Annotated in this window: 27 protein-coding genes, 1 tRNA gene and 2 pseudogenes; 17 read left to right on the forward strand and 13 right to left on the reverse strand. The window is 51.6% G+C overall.

All coding sequences use genetic code 11. The features are described from left to right. The first annotated feature begins 72 nt into the window (after positions 1-72). Positions 73-158: transfer RNA gene (locus PPOP_RS05625), tRNA-Leu, on the forward strand. 162 nt (positions 159-320) lie between these two features. Here PPOP_RS05625 and PPOP_RS05630 read toward each other — a convergent pair. From PPOP_RS05630 to PPOP_RS05675, 10 genes are all read right to left on the reverse strand, one after another. Next, a complete protein-coding gene (locus PPOP_RS05630) occupies positions 321-773 on the reverse strand; it encodes a hypothetical protein (protein WP_006285129.1) in 453 nt (150 codons plus the stop codon). Continuing rightward, entirely contained in the window at positions 770-1,423 is a 654-nt protein-coding gene (locus tag PPOP_RS05635; RefSeq protein WP_006285130.1) for an ATP-binding cassette domain-containing protein, read from the reverse strand. Before PPOP_RS05635 ends, PPOP_RS05630 begins: the two co-directional genes overlap by 4 nt. Positions 1,424-1,440: 17 nt before the next feature. Next, entirely contained in the window at positions 1,441-1,566 is a 126-nt protein-coding gene (locus PPOP_RS25050) for a hypothetical protein (protein ID WP_267879055.1), read from the reverse strand. A gap of 238 nt (positions 1,567-1,804) precedes the next feature. Beyond that, on the reverse strand, positions 1,805-2,236 hold the full coding sequence (locus PPOP_RS05645) for a hypothetical protein (protein WP_042227550.1): 432 nt from the start codon (positions 2,234-2,236) through the stop codon (positions 1,805-1,807). A gap of 11 nt (positions 2,237-2,247) precedes the next feature. Next, positions 2,248-2,754, reverse strand: a complete 507-nt coding sequence (locus PPOP_RS05650; RefSeq protein ID WP_042227552.1) for a hypothetical protein — start codon at positions 2,752-2,754, stop codon at positions 2,248-2,250. Positions 2,755-2,908: 154 nt separating this feature from the next. Further along, positions 2,909-3,085 (reverse strand): hypothetical protein, encoded by a 177-nt coding sequence (locus PPOP_RS22550; protein WP_006285132.1) that lies wholly within the window; start codon positions 3,083-3,085, stop codon positions 2,909-2,911. Positions 3,086-3,358: 273 nt separating this feature from the next. Then, positions 3,359-3,754 carry a hypothetical protein gene (locus PPOP_RS05660; protein ID WP_042227557.1) on the reverse strand — a complete coding sequence of 132 codons (396 nt, stop codon included), beginning with the start codon at positions 3,752-3,754 and terminating at the stop codon, positions 3,359-3,361. A gap of 349 nt (positions 3,755-4,103) precedes the next feature. Further along, positions 4,104-4,397, reverse strand: coding sequence for a hypothetical protein (locus PPOP_RS05665; protein ID WP_006285134.1), 294 nt, complete (start codon positions 4,395-4,397; stop codon positions 4,104-4,106). Between the two features lie 191 nt (positions 4,398-4,588). After that, positions 4,589-4,999 carry an RNA polymerase sigma factor gene (locus PPOP_RS05670; protein WP_006285135.1) on the reverse strand — a complete coding sequence of 137 codons (411 nt, stop codon included), beginning with the start codon at positions 4,997-4,999 and terminating at the stop codon, positions 4,589-4,591. Positions 5,000-5,213: 214 nt separating this feature from the next. Further along, on the reverse strand, positions 5,214-5,426 hold the full coding sequence (locus PPOP_RS05675) for a hypothetical protein (RefSeq protein ID WP_006285136.1): 213 nt from the start codon (positions 5,424-5,426) through the stop codon (positions 5,214-5,216). Positions 5,427-5,683: 257 nt separating this feature from the next. Between PPOP_RS05675 and PPOP_RS05680 the strand changes: the two genes are divergently transcribed. The 16 genes and pseudogenes from PPOP_RS05680 (at position 5,684) to PPOP_RS05745 (ending at position 22,318) form a co-directional block, all read left to right on the forward strand. Beyond that, positions 5,684-6,937, forward strand: a complete 1,254-nt coding sequence (locus PPOP_RS05680; RefSeq protein ID WP_234399693.1) for an MFS transporter — start codon at positions 5,684-5,686, stop codon at positions 6,935-6,937. Positions 6,938-7,013: 76 nt separating this feature from the next. Next, a pseudogene (locus PPOP_RS20085) lies at positions 7,014-7,145 on the forward strand (helix-turn-helix transcriptional regulator); the annotation flags it as partial. Between the two features lie 251 nt (positions 7,146-7,396). Further along, positions 7,397-9,292: a heavy metal translocating P-type ATPase gene (locus PPOP_RS05685; protein ID WP_042227559.1), complete on the forward strand. Its 1,896-nt coding sequence runs from the start codon at positions 7,397-7,399 to the stop codon at positions 9,290-9,292. Positions 9,293-9,348: 56 nt separating this feature from the next. Then, entirely contained in the window at positions 9,349-9,822 is a 474-nt protein-coding gene (locus PPOP_RS23860) for a hypothetical protein (RefSeq protein WP_234399694.1), read from the forward strand. Continuing rightward, complete coding sequence (locus PPOP_RS05690; protein WP_006285139.1) at positions 9,819-10,076, forward strand: hypothetical protein; 258 nt, start codon at positions 9,819-9,821, stop codon at positions 10,074-10,076. Before PPOP_RS23860 ends, PPOP_RS05690 begins: the two co-directional genes overlap by 4 nt. Positions 10,077-10,217: 141 nt before the next feature. Then, positions 10,218-11,315 (forward strand): hypothetical protein, encoded by a 1,098-nt coding sequence (locus PPOP_RS05695; protein WP_006285140.1) that lies wholly within the window; start codon positions 10,218-10,220, stop codon positions 11,313-11,315. A gap of 351 nt (positions 11,316-11,666) precedes the next feature. After that, positions 11,667-12,815, forward strand: coding sequence for a nucleotide-binding protein (locus tag PPOP_RS05700; RefSeq protein ID WP_042227576.1), 1,149 nt, complete (start codon positions 11,667-11,669; stop codon positions 12,813-12,815). Next, entirely contained in the window at positions 12,805-14,103 is a 1,299-nt protein-coding gene (locus tag PPOP_RS05705) for a TadA family conjugal transfer-associated ATPase (RefSeq protein ID WP_148277841.1), read from the forward strand. The genes PPOP_RS05700 and PPOP_RS05705 overlap by 11 nt, the downstream gene beginning before the upstream one ends. Next, complete coding sequence (locus PPOP_RS05710; protein ID WP_006285143.1) at positions 14,078-14,851, forward strand: type II secretion system F family protein; 774 nt, start codon at positions 14,078-14,080, stop codon at positions 14,849-14,851. The genes PPOP_RS05705 and PPOP_RS05710 overlap by 26 nt, the downstream gene beginning before the upstream one ends. A 51-nt stretch (positions 14,852-14,902) precedes the next feature. Then, positions 14,903-15,781 carry a type II secretion system F family protein gene (locus PPOP_RS05715; RefSeq protein ID WP_234399695.1) on the forward strand — a complete coding sequence of 293 codons (879 nt, stop codon included), beginning with the start codon at positions 14,903-14,905 and terminating at the stop codon, positions 15,779-15,781. A 4-nt stretch (positions 15,782-15,785) separates the two neighbouring features. Continuing rightward, on the forward strand, positions 15,786-16,010 hold the full coding sequence (locus tag PPOP_RS05720) for a Flp1 family type IVb pilin (RefSeq protein WP_306304715.1): 225 nt from the start codon (positions 15,786-15,788) through the stop codon (positions 16,008-16,010). A 38-nt stretch (positions 16,011-16,048) separates the two neighbouring features. After that, the gene (locus PPOP_RS05725; RefSeq protein ID WP_006285146.1) at positions 16,049-16,744 is read left to right on the forward strand and encodes a TadE family protein; all 696 of its coding nucleotides are present in this window, start codon (positions 16,049-16,051) and stop codon (positions 16,742-16,744) included. 22 nt (positions 16,745-16,766) lie between these two features. Further along, positions 16,767-19,019 (forward strand): TadE/TadG family type IV pilus assembly protein, encoded by a 2,253-nt coding sequence (locus tag PPOP_RS05730; protein WP_006285147.1) that lies wholly within the window; start codon positions 16,767-16,769, stop codon positions 19,017-19,019. Further along, a complete protein-coding gene (locus PPOP_RS05735; protein ID WP_234399696.1) occupies positions 18,976-20,034 on the forward strand; it encodes a TadE/TadG family type IV pilus assembly protein in 1,059 nt (352 codons plus the stop codon). Before PPOP_RS05730 ends, PPOP_RS05735 begins: the two co-directional genes overlap by 44 nt. A gap of 25 nt (positions 20,035-20,059) precedes the next feature. Beyond that, on the forward strand, positions 20,060-20,566 hold the full coding sequence (locus PPOP_RS05740) for an A24 family peptidase (RefSeq protein WP_006285149.1): 507 nt from the start codon (positions 20,060-20,062) through the stop codon (positions 20,564-20,566). 24 nt (positions 20,567-20,590) lie between these two features. Next, positions 20,591-22,318: a DUF6382 domain-containing protein gene (locus PPOP_RS05745; protein ID WP_006285150.1), complete on the forward strand. Its 1,728-nt coding sequence runs from the start codon at positions 20,591-20,593 to the stop codon at positions 22,316-22,318. A 125-nt stretch (positions 22,319-22,443) separates the two neighbouring features. Here PPOP_RS05745 and PPOP_RS25755 read toward each other — a convergent pair. The 3 genes and pseudogenes from PPOP_RS25755 to PPOP_RS05755 all read right to left on the reverse strand — a co-directional run. Then, positions 22,444-22,629, reverse strand: a pseudogene (locus PPOP_RS25755) (IS3 family transposase); the annotation flags it as partial. A 372-nt stretch (positions 22,630-23,001) separates the two neighbouring features. Further along, complete coding sequence (locus tag PPOP_RS05750; RefSeq protein ID WP_006285151.1) at positions 23,002-23,313, reverse strand: hypothetical protein; 312 nt, start codon at positions 23,311-23,313, stop codon at positions 23,002-23,004. Positions 23,314-23,391: 78 nt separating this feature from the next. Further along, positions 23,392-23,844, reverse strand: a complete 453-nt coding sequence (locus PPOP_RS05755; RefSeq protein ID WP_006285152.1) for a cupredoxin domain-containing protein — start codon at positions 23,842-23,844, stop codon at positions 23,392-23,394. Positions 23,845-23,946 lie beyond the last annotated feature (102 nt).

The following is a 23,946-nucleotide window of genomic DNA, read 5'->3' on the forward strand; positions in this document are numbered from 1 at the left end:
TCCACTTTACATCCGGCTCAAATGATGGTAGTATAGTAACTGTTGTTGTCCTCTTGCTGAGGAGTTCAATGTGCGGTAGTGGTGGAATGGCAGACACGCTATCTTGAGGGGGTAGTGGGCGTACGCCCGTGGAGGTTCGAGTCCTCTCTACCGCACCATACATAACCCATTCGGAAGCCTTGCGATGCATGGCTTTTTTCGTATTCCCGATTCGCGGTGTCCAATATTGAGTCCCCTCCCTGTCGATGGACGCCATCACACTTCCTATCTGCTGTTCATGTTACCAATCTCAAAACGGCTTGATCGTGTGCTGGCTTTGGCTACACCACATCATCATTACTGAACTTCTGATATTCTTCCTCATTTGCGTAACATACATATTCATAAATGCCATTATGGTAGCTCCGCATATCCATGACGAACACCAAGGAGTCATGATCGATCCAGTTGGATGGCGGGAACTTGATGCTCTGCTCTGCTCCTTGCGCATCAGCATAGGACAAATATAACTTATCTGTTGCGCCCCGAACATAAGGGAAGGCGGTCTGAAAATGCTGCCCGGCAGGCAAACGAATGCTCTGATTGTATTTGTTTTCCCCTGTATTCAGGCGCAGCCCGGAAATTTCCTGGCCAGTCGAATTGATTACCGTAATCTGGATTTGTTTCGGTTCATGATCGTTTGCTGGCGGCGCAGGCTCCGCTTGCTGGGCACAGGCGGCGACGGCAAGTAATAACAGCAGCAGAGCGATGATAACTGTGTTTTTATGTTTCACAGGGCAAACTCCTCTCTGATAACCCCGTTCTCCAACCGATAAACATAATCGCATAAAGAATGAATGTCAGACTCGTGGTGAGTAGCCAACAATATCGTACAGCCCTCTTTTTTCTTGTTCAGCAGCATGTTTGTAATCAATTGAATGCCATCCTGATCCAGCGCATTCATCGGCTCATCCAAAATAATAATTTTGGGCTGCTCCATAATCGCCTGTGCAATGCCAAGTCTTTGCCGCATCCCTAACGAGTAATTTTTCACTTTCTTGTTATCGTCAGGCTGTAATCCTACTTTTGCGAGACTGTCTTTGATTTGCGCTTTATTGATTTTGTTGTTAATGAACGCTAAATAGGCAAGGTTCTCCAACCCGCTTTTATGAGGGAGAAAGCCGGGGGTTTCCAGTAAAACGCCTACATGTTCCGGAAATACAGATTTCTTTCCTATGCTTTGATCCCATACGGTAATCTCCCCGGAAGTCGGCTTGATGAATCCGCAAATCGATTTGAACAGCATCGTTTTCCCTGATCCGTTATGGCCTACAATTCCATATATTTTGCCCGCTTCAAACGTCATATTGATATTGGACAGCACCGCTTGCTTTTTCATGATTTTCGTCACATTTATTACATTTATCGTAATGTGCTTCGCCATAAGAACCCCTCCGGTGGTCAGAAAATATCTTTGCGATGGAATAGATACAGAGACAGAATGGACAAACAGATGGCTGTACCGATGAGCACGAGCAGCGACATAGTTAGGTCATAAGGTGCGTCGCTTACATGCTGCCATGCCATCCCCCTATTAAGGAATATCGCATCCGCAACCTTGTTCGGCTCTTGAAGTAATTTGATATCTATACACATAAGCGCCGCGATGATGGCTGCAGAATAGATGAGTTTATGCATCGCAAAACATAGAAACAATTGGATTATCGATATATTTACGAACACCAGGTATTGAAGAAAAAATAATGTGAGAAGATGAAAGTCAGTCTGCTTTATTTGAAAAAGAGTCATAAAATCGGTGCTGAAATCATAAGAGGGGTATAAAAAAATTCTCCCCATTGCATAGGTTGCGATAGCGCCGACGAGCAGATAGATAAAGGAAAAAAGTAATAAAAGTCCATTTGGAAAGGAAATAAAGCGATTTGGATCGGCTGCGCACAAGAATGTACACTCTGTTGGCCTGAAACTCTTGCACCAGTACCTGACCGATCAAATAACTCAAAAACAAACCAATGAGCACCCATCTGATCACGACCCAAATGGTCGTCGCTCCCTGAACAGGAAGTCCCCCATACATATACATGAACAGATCCATCCCTGTTGCCTGAGGAGACCGTTGCTTCAATTCATATACGGCAAAGAGAGCAAGCGCGCTATGGAATAACACGATATTCCCTAATGTAGACATCCGAAAAAAATGATGGCAATCGAATCGCACGAATCGCAACATGTTCAGCATTGGTATCATCCTTACCAGCGGGTATGCTCTTTCTGTAAAAAATCGGTGCGGTTGCACAAATAAAATCCGGCAGCAACGGAAGCGAGCGACAATAAGGCAAGCAGCGTATAGGCGTCAAAAATGGATAGGTTTCCCGTACCGGAACGCTCTACATCGATATACAATTGATTTATGGAAATATAACGAAATAAAGAATATATGCTATCATTGGCGATAAAATGATTGATTAATAGTAACGTATACGTGATGATGCTACCGGCATATCCATGCTTAAAAGCGAGAGAGAAGAACATGGTACTGGTGCCTAACACGAAAAATGTCATTAACAGCAATAAAACATGCATGAGAAAAACAGCGCCTGGCGAATAAGCCGAGAAATTGACCGGGATATGGCTCAGCATAAAATCTTGCTCGAAAACGTATAACGAGTAGGGACTCCACTGCCAGCTTACCTGTTGTTGGGACAACAGCGCCACAACAACAGGACATATGCTTAACAACAGGACATAGCCGCACATGTTGACCAGGCCATAAATGATTTTGTTCTTCCACCATAGCGAACGTGAGCGGCAGCGTATCTGAACCACGTATTCATGGGCGATGGAAGAGCTGGATACGGCATCCGATAATAAAACGAGAAATGTAGGAATATAACAAAAAAATAAAAGATTGCTATGGTATGACAAGGAATACAGAATCCCATAGATTGAGTGAACGGCTGTCGATTTTCGCCAGCTCGCCCATGATTCGTATCAGGCTGACAACGAAAAGCAGGATTGCGGCGACAGCCCATCTTTTTCCCCATTGCGTACGATTGAATTCACGCTTGAGCGCATACCATGGATTCATATGTTGTCCTTCCTATACATAGCCAGCATATATGCAGCGCTGCATAGCACCGTAAGGGCGATAAAATCTTTGAAGATGAAAAATGTCGATATCGAGTGCCCCGCCGCATTCGGTGTAAACGTGGAGGCAGGCAAAAAATAAGGGTAGCCAAAATAAGTTCCCAGCAAGTACACCATATACGGGGAAGATAACGCGATGTAGCGGTTATTTGCCACGGCGGATACGCTTAGCCCAATCAGAGCATAGGAAGCTCCGAAGCAAAACTTGACGGCGCTAATCAGCAACAAGTAGCCTGAGTGGACGAGAAGTAATCAATCCGTCATCATAATCCACGTTTAACCTGAGGAGATTAAGATTGTCCTCCGTATAGTTGAGCGGCAACAGGAGCTGAAATATAAAGTAAAGCAGTGCGCACGGTACACTTGCCGCTAGGCCGCCGGATAACATTGTGACGACATATTTAACATAGGTATACTTTACATAGCTGCTTCGAATCAAAATGTGATTACGGAAACGGGTATTCGCATCAACCCACAGCGTATCTACGTATACAAAAGCTAGTAATGCCGGTGCTACTAGCATATATAATGGCATCATGCTCATGCCTGTTCCCGCCTGCCAAGCGATCACATACGATGGATTTCCAATATAATTTTTACCCGCGATCATGCGCAAATATTCCCAGGCATCGATAAAACTAAAAACGAGCGTGATCAAAAGGATGAGGAGAAATGGGCGTCCTAGCGCTCTTTTCAGTTCCAGCGATAGTAAGTTCGTAAAAATAGGGATTCCCCTCCTGAACGGATTCTAATTACTCTTATTTTGACGCACAGTAAGGAAAAGCAAGTTCTCCTTACTGTGCGAACCCGATTACGAATCAGAAATCATCCTTATTGTCGGGAGACCATGTTCCTTTTGCATAAATATTAGAGCTGGTCTCTTTAGGTGAAGTGCCGATTCTCATTTTATAATAATTCTCAGGAGTAACAGACTCTGTGTAATACATTTTGATTCGGTTTCATTCATCGAAGCTGTGCCAGTCGGATACAGCGTTTTCATCATTATCCAGAACCCTGGAGCGAAGGGAAAACTTTGCGCCATCGATATCTTCATTGTTGTTGATGGCAGAGCTGTCTTTTTTCACTTTCTTTACACCCGGCCGAGTAATGGAAGAGTTGCCTTTCGACAAGTAAAAACTGTAGTTTCCGATACCTGGTTTATCTGCCGCCGCAATAGCATCGATGGCAAAGCTGCTCATCACCATGCAAAATGCGAATGAACTAACCAGCATCATTTTACCTAGTTTCTTCATGCGTCAAGCCTCCTTACAATTTGTTTGGGTATCCTATCAGAATCTGTTGGCAGAACTACAGCTGTCGAGAGAAAGGGCATTACGAGAGCGCTCCCTGTATAAAGCCCTTCACTTATATAGACAATCTATCCGGTTGTCATGCAACACGTTGGATGGCATTTTATACCTCCAATAGCGTAGAGCATTCAATTTTATTTAGAAATATTCAGTCTAGAACAGTTGGCTTGGGCATGTAAGTCGGGAGGGTGCCTTGTATATTGTTTGTATGCTCTGCGCCTTGCACGCGTTAAGTAGGAGCGGATATTTTTTTCAGAGGTTGTAAGCTTCGCTGCGATTTCTTTGTCGCTTAGCTCCAGGATGTATTTCGAATGCAATAATGTCTGATCTCTTGCAGACAATTGACTTATAGCTTGTCTTAATTGCAGACAGTTTTCGTACAACAGGTAACTTCTTCCTATTGCTACATGCTCATCCGCGATACATGGATCTTGAGTGATTCGGCAGGCCAGCTTTTTCATATAAAAGTAATGTTGATGATACCATTCGCTTATCCATTGGTTCATGTCCTCGTATTCTCGTGTTGGCTGAACAGAGGATTCCATTCTATTTCCCTCCTACTCATGGAAAATTTCTCTCGATCATAGGAAGTATATGAAAATGATGTATGAACTTATATTACCATAGGCATAAAATAATTCAACTAATTGTAAATATAAGTAGATAGCGTGGGCGTCTCTTCGGAAAAAGAGAAGGCCGTGCTCTAACAAAAAACGATGGGTGATGTAAATCCCCCCCCAGCCGGATTAAAAATCATTGTTACTCATACAGCGCGTCCTTCAGCTTCGTGGACATGCCTGAACGGCTGCGGGCCGCAGCGAGCGCAGACTTGCGGAGCCGTTCATTCTCACGTGTCAATGCCTCCATCCGGAGCAGCATCTCGTCGAGCAATTGGCACGCTTCTTCGCTTAATCCGCCTTCCAGAGCTTTTTTTCTCTCCGCGAACGCTTGAACGGAGGTTTCTTTTATCATTTGAGTTTACCTACTTTCTTTTCATCCATCTGCATTTGTCTTCCATTCAACCCTCATTCTATTATAGGGCAAATGAGCAGAATCCAAAAGAATAGAATAAAGTTGACCATATTTATTTCATGTTTGTGATACAATGAGGGTTGCCAATGTAATCGCAGAAGGGATCTTTTCATCATGAACAGACACTACGAGAGTCCATTCCATCGATGCTGTACCGCATCTTTTACCGCTTTCAAGGCGGCGAAGGCGGCAGGACGATGACGACCCGAACGATCCAGAATGCCATGAATGTGCGTCAGTCGCAAATACGTCGTATGTATCTGTACATGTTTATGATATTTACGCCGGGAGCGGTATTTTCTTCGTTCTTTCCGCTCTATTACCGCGATATAGGGTATACCGACGCGATGTATGGAATGCAGAACGCGATTATGCCGATTATCGGCGTGGTTGGCAACTATCTGTTCGGGTATGTGAGCGACAAATTTGCGCGGATGAAGCCGTTGATTTTAGGGCTGATTCTCGCGTTGATAGCCGTGTTGTACTTTGTCTTCCACGTTACGGATCCTTGGACCATAATGGGATTGATTTTCCTGTTCCAATTTCTGTGGGTGCCGTTGATGACCTTGACGGACGGGATGGCGATGCTGGCTTCCCGAAGACTTGGCGATTCCTATGCGGTCATTCGCGGCTTCGGCGCGGCCGGGTTCGCGGTGTCCGCGCTTATTATCGGCTGGCTGCTCGACCGGCTGCCGGGGCATGCCGCCATGGGATGGATTATGATGGCTCTGCTTGCCGCCACCGGAGGCGTGCTGCTGCAGATACGCGATCCCCGGCGCCCAGAGGCGGACGACCGGGAAGCACCGGGGAAGAGCGGGGCGCCTTCGCGAACGGAAACGGCGGACATGTCCCAATTTTGGAAATACGTGTTTACCCGGCGTTTCCTCTTGTTTATCGCGGTGCTCATTACGTATAACATGACCTTAATATTCAATGATCAATATTTCAGCTTTCTCATTCGGGAATTGGACGGCACGTCCTTCCATATCGGGCTTGGCTGGATGCTGCCGGCAGCTACGGAGGTCATTGTCTTCCTGTATTTGGGCCGCGCCGGCAGCCAGTTCCGCCCGTTGACGATGCTGGCCTGGTCTGCTGTCATTCTCGGCATTCGGGCGCTCGTCATCTACGTTACCGATTGGCTGCCTCTAATTCTGTTCATGCAGGCGGTTCAGGGCATCGGCATTGCGCTGTTCTTCATCTATCTGGCCGAGTATATGATGGACCTGATACCGGATCGGTTCCGGGCCAGCGGGCAGGCAGTAATGCAGGTGGCGCTCAGCATTGGCGCGACGATGACGGGCAGCATTATCGGGGCGTATATTTACAGCCAGTGGGGCAATCAAGCACTGTTCCTCGTGATGGGGGCGGTATTGGCGATCGCGGCAGGCGGCTTCGCCGCGGTGGATCGGTTAGAACGGCGGAGGGAGAGGATAGAAGCGGCCTCCGTCTAACGACCTGACAAACATAACAGCGGAAGTCTGGGCCTACAGCCTGGGCTTCCGTTTTTTTATGTAATTCAAGCAAGGCGTGCTGGAACTGTGCGTTCTCACCTATGAGTTGGATCGATACGGCTATGAACTGGTGAACCGGATCTCGGAGAAATTCCAGGTCGCGGAAGGCGCAATGTATCCTTTGCTGCGCCGATTGACCCAGGAAGGTCATGTAATATTACTCCCCCGACGGGCCGCATTGTATCAGCGCTAGCCAGCTTCTTGAACGGTGTAGGATTCACATTTCGCCAAAAGAGTACTATAATAAAAATTGAAGTGTTGCCTCTCTTCAAAAAAAATAGCCCCAGTGAAAACTAATCTCATTCTCAATACCATGCTGTTCCCTCATAGGGAACAGCATGTCGCATTTTTAGGGGTACAACAACGATAGTCATTATCAATGAAGAGGGTGTGTTAAGAATGAATAACAAGCAATCATTCACAGAATGGATGGATAAATACGGTGAGGCGCTGGCTGCGGCCGGAAGCGCCTGCTTTATCGCCTTGGCGTTCATTGCCGGCTATGCCTCGGAGACGTTGGCGATTGTGTTCTATGCGCTCTCTTATGTAATAGGAGGTTGGCTGAAGCTCAAGGGTGGGCTGGTTACAATCATTCGGGATAAGGATCTGGATGTTAATCTATTAATGATTGCCGCAGCCTTGGGCGCCGCCAGCATCGGGTACTGGTCGGAAGGTGCAATTCTGATCTTCATCTTCGCCTTGAGCGGGGCATTGGAGACGTTCACGATGAACCGGAGCTCGCGCGACATTTCGGCTCTGATGGATTTGAAGCCGGAGGAAGCCATCGTGCTCCGGGACGGGCAGGAAGATATCGTTCCGGTGGATCAACTGCAAGTAGGCGAGACGGTCTTAGTCAAGCCGGGAGAGCGCATTCCGGCGGACGGGCTCGTTCAGGAAGGAAGCTCGGCGGTCGATCAAGCTTCGATTACCGGGGAGAGCGTGCCGGTTGACAGAGGTCCCGGCGATGAAGTATTCGCAGGCACAGTGAACGGCCAAGGGGTGCTCTATGTGGAAGTTACTCAATCCAGTGAATCGTCGCTGTTTTCCAAAATTATTCGGCTTGTCCAGGAAGCGCAGAGCGAGATGCCGGAAGCGCAGCGCTTCATTGAGAAATTTGAGCGGATTTATGCGCGGGTCATTATTCTGGTCACTTTGCTGCTGATATTCATCCCGCCGTTTCTTCTTGGAGAGACATGGGAGGCTGCGTTCTACCGGTCGATGGTGTTCCTCGTCGTCGCTTCCCCTTGCGCGCTTGTCGCGTCCATCATGCCGGCGACCTTATCGGCGATATCGAACAGCGCCCGCAAAGGCTTGCTGTTCAAGGGCGGGGCTTATCTCGATCACATCGCGCGCGTGCAGGTGATCGCGTTCGATAAGACCGGAACGTTGACGCAAGGCAGATTGACGGTAACCGACCTGGAACCGCGCGGCGAACTCCAGGCCTTGGAGCTGCTTCAGGCGGCAGCCGCACTGGAGTCGCTGTCGACTCACCCGATTGCCAAAGCGATCGTCCTGGAAGCAGAGCGCGATCGGCCCGCCGGCAGCGAAGGCGCCTGGGCCCGGCCGACAGATTTCCAAGCTCGGTCGGGACTTGGAATCGAGGCAGAGATGGAAGGCGCGCGCTGGCGCATTGGCAAGCCGGCCTTTATTTTGAACGAGACCGATGCGGAGGTTCTCGCCCGGGCGGCCGAGCTTCAGAGTGAAGGCAAGACCGTCATTGCGGTCGAGCGGGACGGCGCTGTCGTCGGCTTGATTGCACTCCAGGATCGGATTCGTCCGGACACGCCGGCCCTTGTCCACCAATTGAAGCAGAGCGGCATTCGGGTGGCGATGCTTACGGGGGATCAGGAACGGACGGCGCAGGCGATTGCCGCAGAAGCCGGAATCGACCTCGTATATGCCGAATTGATGCCGGAGGACAAGTTGGCGATCATCAAAAAGCTGAAGTTGGAGTATGGGGCGATAGCGATGGTAGGGGACGGCGTCAATGATGCGCCTGCGCTGGCCGCGGCTAATGTCGGCATTGCGATGGGGGCCGCCGGCAGCGCTGCGGCGCTGGAGACCGCAGACTTGGTGCTGATGAATGATGATCTGAACAATATCAAACACGCCATTTCGCTCGGCAGACGCACCCAGATCATTGTGAAGCAGAATATTATTTTTTCCGGTGCCGTGATCGTAGCTCTCATCTCTGCCAACTTTTTGTTCGGAATACCGCTTCCGCTGGGCGTCGTCGGGCATGAAGGCAGCACAATCCTCGTCATCCTGAATGGATTGCGCCTGCTTCGATCGTAAGAGCTATCCGCAATGATCCGATTCGTATCCATCGCTCGTCTGTTCATCCCGTCGGCATGATCATCAACCGGTTCATCTACTACGAAAACACGAAGCTGACGCAGTTACTCGGTAGGTTGGCGCTGATTGTGATTCTGTTCGAAGGCGGGATGCGGACAAGCTGGAAGCAAATGCGGTCCGTAGTGGTACAGCCGTCTCTCTCTACCATCGGAGTTGTCGCAACGGCCTTGGTGTTCGGCCTGTCCGTATCCCCCCTGGGGGCACACCCGCTTGCTGGCAGGCGATGTCGATTATATACTCGTAGCCCAAAAAATCTGGATATGGGCACAGCATGTTCACAGAGCAGGCCAGGGAGGGCTGCTGCTTTAAGCGGAACCGGGAAGTGGATGCTGAGGTACCATAGTAAGAGACATGATCCGGCATACATCAACAAAAAAGCAACGTTAGACCGATGTTTTCGGAAAGATTATAGGTATGAGGTCTTTTTTTCGGATTTCAAGGGGCGTGCAACATCCCAGAGATGTAGATGACGCAGTTCAACAATATAACGATGCAGATTTTGTTCGATCCGAACTTGAAGGCCCAGGTAGCAAATCTGAAAGGGCTCAAGGACGGAACTTATGATATGATCCAGGCGAATGACAGGATCTCGAAGACGCTGCAGAACTACAGCGTCAGCAACGATGAGATCGAGAATATATATTTGATTCCTGAGGAAAAGACTGATCTGGTTATGGAGGTATCCTCCAACCTGAAAGACACGCTCTCTCAGTTCAAATACTAAATGATAGGCGTTGTAGACGATACCCACTTAATATGGCGAAGAAGCATAAAAATATATGAGCATCATTTATAAAGATGTAGATTTATTAAGAAATTTATGGTATTATCATCATCTAAATTTTAATAGTTAGGGGAGAGAATAATGAAGAAAAAATTAGCTATGTTACTTTCTATTTCCATGACATTTTCTATGTTTGTGATGTCGTTTAGTTCTAATGCAGCTATAGCGGCAAATGATAAGATGACACAAACCTTTGCTAACAGACTATCTGAAATTAAAATGGAAGTAGAACAGGAATTGATACGTAAAGAAACTGCATTTAAAGAAGCTGAAGCCAAGTTAGAAGAAGCTACAGCCACATTAAAAAAGGCTCAAGATAATATGAGGTCAAAAGGAAGCCAATTTACAGAAGAAGACCAAGGCCAAGTGATTGAAGCTACTTTGGCTGTAAAGCCTTATCAAGAGGCTTATAATAAAGCAAAAGCTGAGTTAGATTATGTCGAGAAATTAGTAGCCGAAGTAATTAAACAGGAGGCCATTGAGAAGTCTTATGAAATCAAGAGTAGGCCAGTGAGGAGTCTTATGGAAGGGACTGAAGAGAATGCGGTCTCAGAAGATATTTACCAACAATTAGATAAGGCTCAAATAAGAGTAGATAAAGCAAGAGAAGCTCAAGACAACTTAATGAAAAGTCTTAATGATTTAATTAAAGCCTTCACGTTTTCTAATTCGGAAGATTATAAAGACAGTGACTCGGAAGTGACACTTAAGAATAAAGAAAAATTGGCTGAAAAAATAGAAAATATGAACAAAGTAATGGCTAAATCTATTACGAAGTTAAAAAACATTGCAGATAATGTTACTCAAAGAACTGTAGACATAGCCGACGTGTTAAAGAAAGCTGAAAAAAAAGTAAAGAAGACAAGGAAACTACTAGCAAAGGCAACGGAAGAAAAGGAGAAACTGTGGAAAGAGGTACAAGCTGCAGAGGAAGAAGCATATGAGGCTGGCCAAAATTTAGTGAGAGTTGAAACAAGAGCAGCTAAGACTGGACAGTCTAAGGATGATTCAAATGAAGTTAAATTAGCAGCGATTGCTAAGGAGAGAGCTGATCAAACTTTAGCTAAGTTAGAAAAAGCCTATGATGATGCAGTTGAACAATTTCAAAATGCAGACGTTTCGAATCAAGCTGCTGAATATAGATTAGTCAATGCAAAAACAGTAGCCTTAAAAAAATAGTATAATATTTAAATAACTTAGTTAGTTGAAATGGGTAGTAAACTGCGTTTATTAGATGCGCCGCCCGATCCCATTTCAGTAATTTCACTATGTCCATTATATCATATTTAATAAATGGATGTAAACTAGTGTTACTATACAAGCTAGCAATTAAGGCTCATTTTTAGTTCAGAAAATGGGAATAGCCAGTTGCAATGGCATCAAGATTTTGGTATGTTAGAAATAACTTCACACGAACGTTGGTACGGAAGCACCGTCATGAAGCAGATAGACATGCAGCGCATGTCCTGCTTGATGGCGGTGCTTTTTTGCGTTTTGCGGATCCGTACCCGGAAGGAGAGGGGAAGAGTGATGAAGGCTTGGGATATTGTCCTCGCCCATCCACAGAAGCGAATGCTGGATGCATGGATGGAATATTGGAAGCAGTCCGATTATGCGGAACAGCTTTACCTCCGGGTGTTCACTCAGGCGGACACGCTGCGTCGTTACCTGGGCTTGAAGCCGGGCATACATATGGTTGTTGCCGACCCGGAAGTGCTGCAGGAGATGAGCGAGGAGGAGATGGATGGAAGGCTGATTACGTTATTGTCAGCGGAGGATCGGCTCGATGCATTTCCGTTCGCTCGCGCAATAGAGAATCCGTATCAGCCGCTGCCGCAGCTGTTTCAATCCTTGATCGAGTGCTGCAGGACGGAATACGAAGGCGCTGCCTTCCGAACGGAGAGTCACTCCTGCATGCTGCTCGGCATCAGCTCGCTGGGAGGCGGCGTAGGCAAGACGACGGCAGCGCTTCATCTCGCCCGCTATGCCGCCGCCAAGGGGAAGCGCGTCCTGCTGCTGAATGTTGACCCGGTGCAGGAGTATGCGCTTCTGGATACTCGTCCAGAGCCGGCAGCACTCACGCCTTTGGCGCAGCTTCTGTACTACCTGCGCAAGGATCAAGCGGGAGAGCCCGTGACGTTGGACGCTTACCTTCTGGACATTTCTGACCTTGAAGGCGTGGATATCTTCGCTCCGGCCGATTGGATGAAGGAATGGAAGGGCATCGACGGGCGGTTGATGCGGAAGCTGCTCCGACTTCTTCGTCGGAGTGGCCGGCACGACCTCATTATTGCAGAGGGAGGGTACAGCCAACCGGCATTCGATGCCTTGTGGGAAGAGGCGGATGTAATCGTCTGGCTGCTGCAGGATGATTTGCCGCATTTGCATAAGTTGGAGCTTCTGTTCCGCCAATGGGAACGTTCCGGCGATGCGGCGGTTCGCAACCGGATTCGCAGACTTGCCCTGCTCGTGAACCGATATATGGGCATGATGGCGAACCGGTGGATGTACCGTGATGCACCAATTACCGGATATTTGCCGTATATTCCGAGCTGGAAGCAGATGCACCGTATCGATCAGTGGTTACAGTCCGCCGTCTATCAATCTGCGGTCGCCGCGTGGGCCGATCGGCAGCTTCGGCACAGGCTGCCGTCTGGAAGTGAAGACTATGAAGGATAGCACAGCAGTTCCTTCCGTTCAAGAAGCCATGGATGAAGCGTATGCCTGGACCCGGCAGCGCGTTCGGGACAGCCTGGAATGGGGAGACCCCATTCCGGATGAAGCGCTCATGGCGAGGATTGAGCAGACATTGTTCTTCAGTCCCCAAGCCGGGGGGTTCACGTCGGAAGCCTTGGACCAGATCGTCAAGCGGCTTTATTACTCGTTCCGCGGCCTGGACGCCCTCCAGCCGCTAGTAGACGATCCGGATATTACGGAGATTATGATCAACAGTCATGAGGAGTGTTTCATTGAGCGGAAGGGGCGGACCGAACGGTTGGAGAGCGGCTTCGAGAACGAGGAGAAGTTGGAGGATGTCATCCAGGCTGTCGTGTCCCAAGTGAACCGGGTCGTCAACGAATCGTCCCCGATCGTGGATGCCCGACTGCCGGACGGCTCGCGGGTGCATGTGGTCCTGCCGCCGATCGCTCTGAAGGGGCCGACGGTTACGATTCGCAAGTTCCCGGCCGAGCCGATGAAGATGGATGATCTGATCCGTTTGGGCGCGCTGAGCGAGCAGGCCGCTTTGCTCCTGCAGTCGCTGGTCGCTGCCAAGTTCAATATTTTCATCAGCGGGGGAACCGGTTCGGGCAAGACGACATTTCTCAATGCATTGTCGCACTACATTCCTCCCCAGGAACGGGTCATTACGATCGAGGATGCGGCTGAGCTTCAGATTCGCACTGTTCCCAATCTGGTATCGTTGGAGACGCGCAATGCCAATATGGAGGGAAAGGGCGCCGTTACGATTCGGGATCTGATCCGGGCCTCGCTGCGGATGCGGCCCGACCGCATCGTAGTCGGGGAAGTCCGGGGGGCGGAGGCACTCGATATGCTCCAGGCGATGAATACCGGACATGACGGTTCCTTGTCCACCGGCCACAGCAACGGGCCTGCCGATATGATCAGCCGCCTGGAGACGATGGTGCTGAGCGGAGCGAATCTTCCCGTCGAGGTCGTACGGCGGCAGATAGCCTCAGCCATCGATATCATCGTGCATCTGGCCCGTCTTCGCGACGGATCGCGCAGGGTGATGGAGATTTCGGAGGTTATCGGCCTGCAGGACGGGGAGATGCTCCTCGCGCCGTTGTTCCGGTTCGAGGAGTTTGGCACAGATGAAGGCCAAGTGGTCGGGTGCCTGGCCGCGCAGCATAAGCTTCGGGACAGGCACAAGCTGGCGATGGCAGGATTGCGGCTGCCGGAGGACAAGGAGGTGCATACCGATGGGAAAGCAGCCGGAGGCGGCTGAGCAGCGGCTGCCGCAATACGGCGAGTATATATTGAGCCGCAGGGAGAAGGTGGCGGCTCTGAGTGTCGGAGCTGCTGTCATGGCCGCCGTTGGGTACTTGTTCTATCATCACTGGCTGGGGATGATCCTGCTTGCTGTCGCCGGACTGCCCTATACCCACATTCGCCGGCAAACGCTGCTCGCGCGCAGGCGGGCCCGGCTCGCGCAGCAGTTCAAGCACACGCTCTATTCCTTGTCCTCATCGCTGTCAGCCGGGCGTTCCATGGAGAACGCGTTCCGTGAAGCGATAGCCGATTTGAAGCTGCTCTGCCCGGGAACCGAGGTGGAGATGGAGCGGGAGCTGCGAATTATTGCGATGCGGATGAAGAATGGGGAGCCGATCGAGCAAGCGGTAATGGATTTGAGCCGCCGGGCGAGGCAGGAGGATATTTCGAATTTTGCCGACGTGCTGGTCACTTGCAAACGGACGGGAGGTGATTTGATCGAGGTCGTGCGCAGAACGTCTTCCGTCATTGGCGAGAAGATGGAAATTAAGCAGGAGATTGACGTTCTTGTCGCCCAGAAGCGTCTGGAGATGAAAGTGATGATGGCGGCTCCGTTCCTGTTTTTGGCCTTTCTTAATTTGGCTTCCCCGGATTTCATGGCGGCGCTTTATGAGGGTGTCGGCCGCGTTATCGCAACGGGGGCGCTGCTGTTATTGCTGCTTAGCGCGTGGCTGATTCACAAGTTAATGGATATCCGTGTTTAGCGTTAGCCGCCAGTTACATCATTTTTTTGGAAATCAGGTGATGAGAAACCGATGATGCCGCCATGGATGTGGGCTTCCGGCTCCGCCGTTCTTGTGCTGATGTTCCTGCTGGTGAATCATAACAATCAGCGGCGCTACGAGGCGCTGCTGGCTGGCTTGAACTCCCGGAAGAAGACGGTCCGCTGGCTGGCGGCGCCGCTTCGCTGGCTGGAGAGGGTCCAGTCTGCTCTCGATACGAATCCGGCTCTGTCCCCGGTTCGCCAAGCGTTAATGCAAATCTATGGCCCGACCCATAGCCATACGGCGTACCGGGCGCTGTTGGCTGAACTGGCGTTGCACCTGTACGCGGGCATCTGCGGGTCATTGCTTCTGCCGGCGCTGACGGACGGCAGCGTGATGAATCTGGTTGGCGGCCTACTGGTTGCCGTCGTTCTGCCGCTGGCGAAGGTGAAGGATACGCTGAACCGGGCTGAGTGGAAGAAACAGGATCTACAGTTGGAACTGCCGGAGCTGATCAGCAAGCTGACCTTGCTCGTGCAGGCTGGAGAGACGGTGCAGAAGGCACTGTCCATCTGCATCGAGCGCAAGCGGGAGGAATGGTGCCATCCGCTCTACGCCGAGCTTGCCAGGATGCAGAAGGATATACATAACGGGTACTCGTTCGCGCAGGCAATGGAACAGTTCGGGAAGCGGTGCTCCCTACAGGAGGTATCGATGTTCGTCACGACAGTACTGATCAATCAGCGCCGGGGCGGAGATACGTTCGTGCTGGCGATGCAGGATGTCGGGCGGCAACTGTGGGAGAAGCGCAAGTCGGTGGCCCGCCGGAGAGGGGAGGAAGCGTCGACGAAGCTGATCTTCCCAATGATGCTGATGTTCCTGGTCATCCTGGCCGTTGTGGGCGCTCCCGCACTGCTTATGATGAAGTAATGAGATGAAGCAACAAAAATCAATTAGAAAGAAGGAAGCGGAAATGGATAAAAGCTTGCTCTTTTTCAAACGGCTATGGAAAGAGGAAGATGGACTCGGCATGGTGGAGCTTGTCATTATTATCGCGGTGATTGTTGTGTTGGCGCTTGTTTTTAGAAAGCAGATTAGTACGTTCCTGGAAAATTTGATCTCAAGAGCGACCAAAGAAACAGATAAAATTTTTGAATGATGGATTCGATTGCAGCGATTTCAAAAGGAGGAGCTGGTATGAACACAAAGCTGCGCTGCTGGCTGCGTTCCGTTCAGAAGGAAGATGGCTCGATAATCGTGGAAGCCTCGCTGATATTTCCCGTTATCTTCTATTGTGTGTTGGCGATTCTGTTCTTCGCCTTGCTCATCTATCAGACGGTGCTGAGCTCGCATGCTGCGGCGTTGGCCGCGGAACGGGCAGCGGCCTGCTGGGACAACAGCTATAAGGAGGCGGTGACCGGCGCTTATGACAAGGGACAGCATGACGGAATATATTGGCGCCTGCTCGACGATCGGCTGTTGGATAAGGTGATCGGGGGAGGCTTCGGCGGCGAGAACCATATGGTAATGTTGCCTGCCGTTAGCGACGGCGGTTCTCTTCCCGAGCGGAAGCTAGTGCGGGCCGCCAGACTGGTGCCTGAGGCTTTTCGCGGGAAGATGAGCTACGAGAACGGCCTACCGGGTCGCAGAATTACTGCGGTTCTGGACAAGCCCCTGTATCAGGCGATGTTCCGGAACATGGCGGGAAGGGAGATCTCGAATGAGGGACAGGCTGTATCGGCCGTCGTGGAGCCGGCAGAGTTCATTCGTACGGTGGAGTTTGCGCGGTATATGGCGACGAAGCTGAAGGAATGGAAAGGGCAAGGCGTTCCGACGGGGCAAGCGAAGGGCATATTGAAGAAAGCGGCGGGGCAGACTTCGGGATCATCATGACGAGCAGAGGGGAGGGCTGCCTGTGAATCGCAATATGCTGAACCGATTGACGAAGCGGATTTTTATGGCAAGGGACGGATCGGTATCGATATTACTTATGTTTGTTGTGGCTGCCCTGTTCTTATTCACCTCGGTGTTCATTGATTATGCCCGCATCGCGGCGGCCGAGTGGCGAATCGAGGCGTTGGCCCGGGCAGGCATCCGTTCGGTCATGTCCGCTTATGAGCCGGTGCTGCAGGAGAGATATCAATTATTCGTATACGGAGCCACCGATCCGGCGCACATCTTGGATGATGTGATGCAGGATCAAAATCAGCTGCGATCGACAGGCGTATTTCCTTGGGTTCCCCTGCTGCTGGACAGTCATTCGACGTCGGTCACCCGCCCGCTGGCGGACTATGACGAGATGGAACGCCAGATTTTGGAGGATATGAAATACAAAGGGCCGGTACAATTTGTGTTCGAACTGTCCGGCAAGCTAAAGCCGATGTCGGGAGCGTTGAAGGAAGCGGCCCAGACGACTGAGCTGCTGGCGAAGCTGCAAAAGCTGGTAGATCGGAGGGACAAGAAGTTGCTGTCTGTCTTGAAGCATCAGAAAAAATCCCGCGATGCGCTGGACCGTTCGGGGATTAACAAAGGAATCGCGGTCAATAGGAACGATCGGATGGAGGATCGTCCCCTTGGCTCGATTCGATCGGCGGCCGATATTGCAGCCCAATATGCCGATTACGCGGAGATGAAGCGCGAAGATGACCGCAGGGGGAAAGATGAGGATCCGCAGCATCGAGATGATACGGACCGTTACGAGTCGGATTCACGCGAGCATGCATGGAGATTGCTGCAGGCCGTCTCCATGCATAACGGGAATCATGACGGCTGGCTCCGCGAAGCCGAATTGCATCTGAAGGAAGCTAGGCACTTCAACGAAGAGATGAAGCGGGTTATCGAAGTGGTCCGTTCTAGCCCCGACTATGCCGGCTATGACAAGGTAGGCCAATCGGATATGCCGGATGGGGGTACGAAGGAGATTGGCCAGCAGGTTGAAGATGCCATCAAAGAAATCAATGCTTCCGCCGAGCAATTGGTTATGCCTGATTCTTTCTTCGAGCAATGGAGAGGAGAGATCGAGCGCCAGAAAGAACTCATGTCGAAGATCAATAACGCCGCCTCCGTCTTCCTATACTTGGTGGATAACATACCTTCTCACTCCACCTCTGCCAATATATTGAAGAATAAGGCGAGGGAACTGCTGGAGGCTTACGAAACGTATGCTTCCGAGTTTATCCCGCCGGCCGGCAGCTATATTGAACAGAGAGAGGAAGCAATGACCAATCACGAAGGAAAGGGCAAGGGGTACAAACGGGTAGCGAAGAAAGCTGACAAGGAATTGGAAAAAGCTAAAACCTTGTTCTCTTCGCTGTCTAAGATAAAGAGCAAATTGCAGGAGCACCAGAATGCTTTCGAGGATGTCCGCAGCAAGATGGAAGCGATTGATGCGCTTAACCAATCGTCAACCGAGGCGCCTGCAGAGCGATCGGCCAGCGACGATGCCATCGAGGAGAGCAAGCAGTCCATGGGTTCCGTTACCACACTGTATGAGCAAGCGGCAGACGTGTTATGTTCGTCGCGTGATCGTCTGTACCGGAACGAATATGCCTATATGTACTTCACCTCCTACGACCCGCGGCAATTGAAATCATTGCTAGGTTCAGGGAATCCGGGAGAGGAGGTCATGAAGTCGCTGAGCATTGCCAACCAGGAGCTGGAGTATATTTTATATGGATTTCACAATCCGGTCGGCAATATTGCGGCTGCCTATGGACAGATTTTTACGATGCGCCTCGCCATACGCACGATGGAAGGATTCGTGGAATTCGGCAAGCTCGGACATCCGCTGCTTATCCTGGCGTCAGCGATTCTCTACGGCATTCAGCAAGCGGTTCAGGATATGTTGCTGCTCTCTACGAAGAATGAGATTCCGATCTCCTGTTATTTGCCTGCGGTGAAGTTGAATTATGCCGATCACCTTCGCCTGTTCATGCTGGCTCATGGAAGCCGGGAAGGAATGCTGAAGCGGATGCTGGCGCTGATTCACTATAATACCGGAATCGATCCGGCTGCAAGGGGGACGTATGGCGAGTCGGAAGTCCGTCTCAGCACACCGCTTTGGTTCCTGCCGGGATTGATGAAGCTGCTGGGCCATGCCGGGCTATGGGACGGTGAGATCGAGAATGGACGTTATTACGGGGTCAAGCGTTCCGTGTTCTCCTATTAAATGCAGACTCGATCCGGTATCTCAACGGCGAGCGCGCCGGATACCGCCCCGCGGCCTGTTCGGTGACAAGCGCGGAAGCATTACGGTTGAAGCGGCTTTGCTTTTACCGATGGTGCTGCTCGTATTCATGTTCTTTGTGTTCATGATTCAGGCCGCCGTCATCACGACGTCTCTACAGTCTGCTGCCATGAATGCGGTGAAGCAGGTGTCTGCTCATTTATATCCTGTCAGTCTGCTGGCCGTCCAGTCCGCCGGTGCGAATGGAGATAGTTCGGGGAAGCCGGGCAAATGGCTGCCTCCGGCCCAGAGAATGAAGATGACGGTGCAGGAATTCGGCCGATCATTCGGGAGCGAGCTGCCGAAGCCAATCAGCGATTGGGTGCAGGACGGCACGGAGTGGTCCGCCCAGCAGGCGGAGGCGGAAGGGGAATGGGGACAGGCTCGCCTCGCCGAGACGGGTATCAAGCCATTGCTGGTTCGGTATGGCGTTCAAGGCGTACTAAGAGAGGACCGGATCCGAGTTACGCATGTGAAGCTGCCGGATCTGAATAAGAAGACCGATCCTTATTTCGCCATAGAGGTTGCCTATGATTTGCCGATGCGTGTCCCGTTTCTGAATACGACGCTGACGTTGTCCGCGCGAGCCGTGGAGCGGGTCTGGATCGGCGACGGGCTGGCCCCGTCTGATTCGGGGAACGATTCGCCGGACAAGCCGACGCCGGCCTTGGTGGAGCTGACGCCCGATCCGCTCCTTCCCGGCAGAAAAGCGAGGCTTACCGCCAAGGCGGAGCCGCATGAACGGGTAGAGCTGGTTGTCTATTACAAGAGCGGCAAGAGTCAGGCGAAGCATGTCGGCTGGGCAACCGCCGACGCGGACGGCGTCGTTACGTGGGATTGGCATGTCTCGGGCAATACGACCTCAGGAACATGGCGGCTGGCCGTAAAGACGGAAGACGGGCGAAGTGTTGAACGGGCGTTTAAGGTAAAAAAACGGGTCCCAACCGGAACGGACTGAAGCGGATAATAGAAGGGAGAAAGCGATGAACAGTGCAATATGGACATGCGGGGTGCTGCTGCTCGCCGCGTTTGCTACCGATGTGCGGACGCATAAAATACCGAATCGGCTGACGATGCTTGCTGTTGCCGCCGGATTCATAATTCACGGTGCCGCGAATGGATGGCAGGGGCTTGTTTTTAGCGGTCTCGGAGCGGGAAGCGGGTTCGGAATCATGCTGCTGCTCTACATCATGAAGGCCGTCGGGGCCGGGGACGTGAAGCTGTTTGCAGCCATTGGCGCACTGACGGGGATGTATTTGACTTGGCAAATCTTTATCTTTTCGATTTTGTATGGCGGGCTCATTGCGGCATACATTATGCTATGCGGCTGCAGCGGGAGAATTCGTAGCTGCTGGCCTGCGCTGATGAGCGGTTGGCTGCTTCGCTTACCCGTTCAGGTGGAAGCCGGGAGGCAAGCAACCTTTCCTTTCATGTGGGCTGTGCTGCCTGGAGCGCTGACCGCTTACCTGACTGTGATCTCCCCCTTGTGATGATTCATTCGAACAGGAAGGAGTGTGAGTCTCATTTACGGTTACCGGGTTCAATTTATTCAGGAAGAAAGAATGGGCATGATGCTGACCCGCGATAATCTCGTTCCATCTGAAGCGTTGGATCCGCATCAAGCCAAGATGCTGGCCTATAATCGGGTGCCCCATTTCCTTCGCCTTGATATCCGTGAAATCGATCTGGAGCTCTCCTTTATCTACGATATCAGCGGCAAACGAATGCTCAAGCAGGTTCTAAGAAGCATGCGAATGACTTCAGTTCAATATTTCGAGTGGATGCTGCAGTTGGTCCGCATTCTAGAGAATTGCCGGGCCTACATGCTTCATCCGGACCATGTGTTTCTGCATGAGGAATGCGTGTTTGTCGACGAACAAGCCGCGAACGGAGGATTGTATGTCGCCTACTTGCCGTTGCTGGAACCGCTGCGGCCGCGGGCGGGCATGGACGGTCTGCGCAGGCTGGGCCTTCTGCTATCCTCCCATGTTGCCAAGTGGAATGGCGACGGATTCCAGCGGCTGGTTCAATGCTTGTCCCAGGAGGACAATTCACTCGTCGACGTGCGGAACCTGCTTCAATCCCTTGTTGCGGGAACAAGCGGGATAGAGGCACAACGACCGATCATCCAATCAATTCCCGAGGGGATGGCAAGCTTGTCTTTGCCTGATGCAGACATCAATTGCTCGAAAAAACCGGAGGGTGATAATGAACAATCCGCCTACACTCATGAACCGGCCGCTTCCGGGGTTCGGACGGCCACAGGCGTCCCGGTCCCGGGAGAAGACGAGACGGTCCGACGAGAGGACGAGGATGCCGTTCTCGAGACCAAGGGAACGCCTGCCGGCAAAAGCTATTATTCCGCAGGAGGGGCCGCCATCATTACGGCCGCACTGGCCTGGAGATATATCTATATGGACAATCCGGCCCTACACACGCTGCTTATCTCGGTTGGAATCAGCGTGGGGGCCATTGCATTGGGGGCCGCCTGGATATCGGGAATGTGGGCCCGAATTCTAGGAATACTCACCCGCCGGGAGAGCGAGGCTCCATCAATGGCAGGCGGAGCGGAAGCTTCCTCCCCTTGGCAGTCTCACTCCGGGTGTGGTCTGCTGCGGTCTGAATGTCTGGAGACGGAGCTCCAGACAAGCGGCCAACCTGCGGCGGCGCATATTCTTCGTCTGGCGGCGGAGCGTGATTGCCAGCCCGGAGAATATGCCAGCTTCCCGCGGGTATCGGGGAACGAACCAACAACGCCTGAGGGGATGCGGATGGACACCTTTTATACCGGGCTGTCTAAGCATACGTCCGTGCTCGACAGTTCCGGTTCCGAAGCGACGGTCGTCCTTGGAGAAGAACGCGGCACCAGTACGGGCTACAGGGAAGGGGGGGGCAGCGCGCCTTATTTGCAGAGGCTGGACGGAAGCCCGGGAGCATGGGGAATGGGCATTCCGAAGGAAGCGGCGGCCGTCGTTGACCGAATTCCCCTGGTCTTTCCCTTCGTGATTGGCCGCTCGGAACTAGGGGTGCAGTGGCGTGAAGACGGAGTAGGTGTATCGAAGCATCACTGTGAGCTGGTTCAGGCCGACGACGGCGCAGTGGCGCTCCGCGATCTCGGATCGTGCAACGGAACGGAGCTGGAGGGGGAGCTGATTATTCCTTATAAGCTGTACCCGTTGCAGAGCGGGGAACGTTTTTCGGTTGCCGGCATTCAATTCCGGTTTTTGGGTGATGAGAGATAATTGTTAAATAACCATATCAAGTCAATCCGGTTTCTTCTAAATGTTTTAAAGGTTGCATAAAGGATGAGAATTCGAAACTTAGCAAATATGCTTTTTATGAATAGTAGGTAATGTAGCATCATACCCGGTCGAGCCGGAAGTTGACTCAGCGTATTGAGAACACACGACGTGTCTTGTTTGTCTGCTATACTGTAGCCACAATCTCTCCGTTGTATAAGTCTAAAGCTCGATAAATATAACTTTTTTCCGCCAAACGGCAAATATGTAATATCGGTCACCCGTTTTTGCATCGGAGGATCGGCTTGAAATGAGGAGAATATCCATGTGCTTGCGTCGCTCTATCCCGGGCGGATTGCTCTCTTCCGTCGATTTGCGGCTGCTGCTCGATCGGGGGGGCGAGAGCGACGTTATCTCCCCGGAAGAAGCGGCAGTCTTACCTTAACTCGGAGTGGGATCGCGAGCGCAGCTGGTACAATCGTGGCCGGATGATTGTCGGCGAGCTGGATAAGGTGAAGCGGGAATTGGAGGCATTTGCGGAACGGTGCGGTATTGACGATCTGATTGCGATGACGGTGACTTAAGACTTCGCGGCACAGTTCCGATCTTAGGAACTGATCGGGGTGATGTTCCGCCCGCATAGGGAACAAGCCGGCTCGCATCGGGCGGCCGGCTGTTCGAACTGCCTATCCGCCGAAGGCTTGGCGGAAGCAGGCGGCGAGCTTCTTCGGATCGACCTCCCATAGGGCGGCGAGCTCCTCGCATACGGCTTCATCCCACCAGTTTGACAGCTTCTTGCGGTTGGCGAAATTCTCGTGAATCCATATCAGATTGCCAATCACTTTGCGGTAATAGAGCTCTTCGCCTTCCTTCCGTTTGTCTTCCGGAATCCAAGCATTCATTCGCTTGATCGTGCGGTACAACTCGTTGCTGCATGCTCGGCGGATGCCACGGGCGGCAGGCAGGGCAGCGGTGTGGCGCTGTTTCGGTGTTTTCATGGCCGTCGGCCCCTTTCCAACAGAATGTGTTATACCATATGCAGGCGAGGGGGCCGCTGCCAGAAAGACCTCCCGTGACTAATCGACCACGATGTATCCGATCATCGGACCGTTGCTGGCCGCATCGGCATGCGTCTTGCAAACGATGCGGTAAACCCCTTCCATCGCGGTGAAGCGGATGATTGTTTCCTTGTTTTTTTCGATTGTGCCGGAGATATCCAGCCCTTCAATCACGAAATCATGGCGGTGCCCGTTCACGCCCCGGATGTGGAGTTCGACGCGCTCGCCTTCGTTCGCGTGTACTGAGCTGGGGGCGAACTGATACGCTTCGATCTCGGTTCCGTCCTCGAGGGTTAACTTGAATTCGTCCGTCACCATATGCAGGATGCGGGTCTCTTGGGGGGCGGCTTGCGCAGCCTGCTCCACCCGCATCGATTCATACCGCCAGTAGGCGGCGCCGACCATGATGGCAGCGATTGCGATCAAGCCGATGCGACGTTGCTTGGGGGTGATGACCCAGAAATTAGCCATAAATGTGAACCTCCTGGACCTATATTCGGAACGCTTGGAGTACGGGTAAAAGAGCGAAAATGGCCATGCTGTCCAGCTAGTTCATTTGTATGCCGGAGAGGG

Source organism: Paenibacillus popilliae ATCC 14706 (assembly GCF_000315235.1).
GTDB lineage: Bacteria > Bacillota > Bacilli > Paenibacillales > Paenibacillaceae > Paenibacillus_B > Paenibacillus_B popilliae.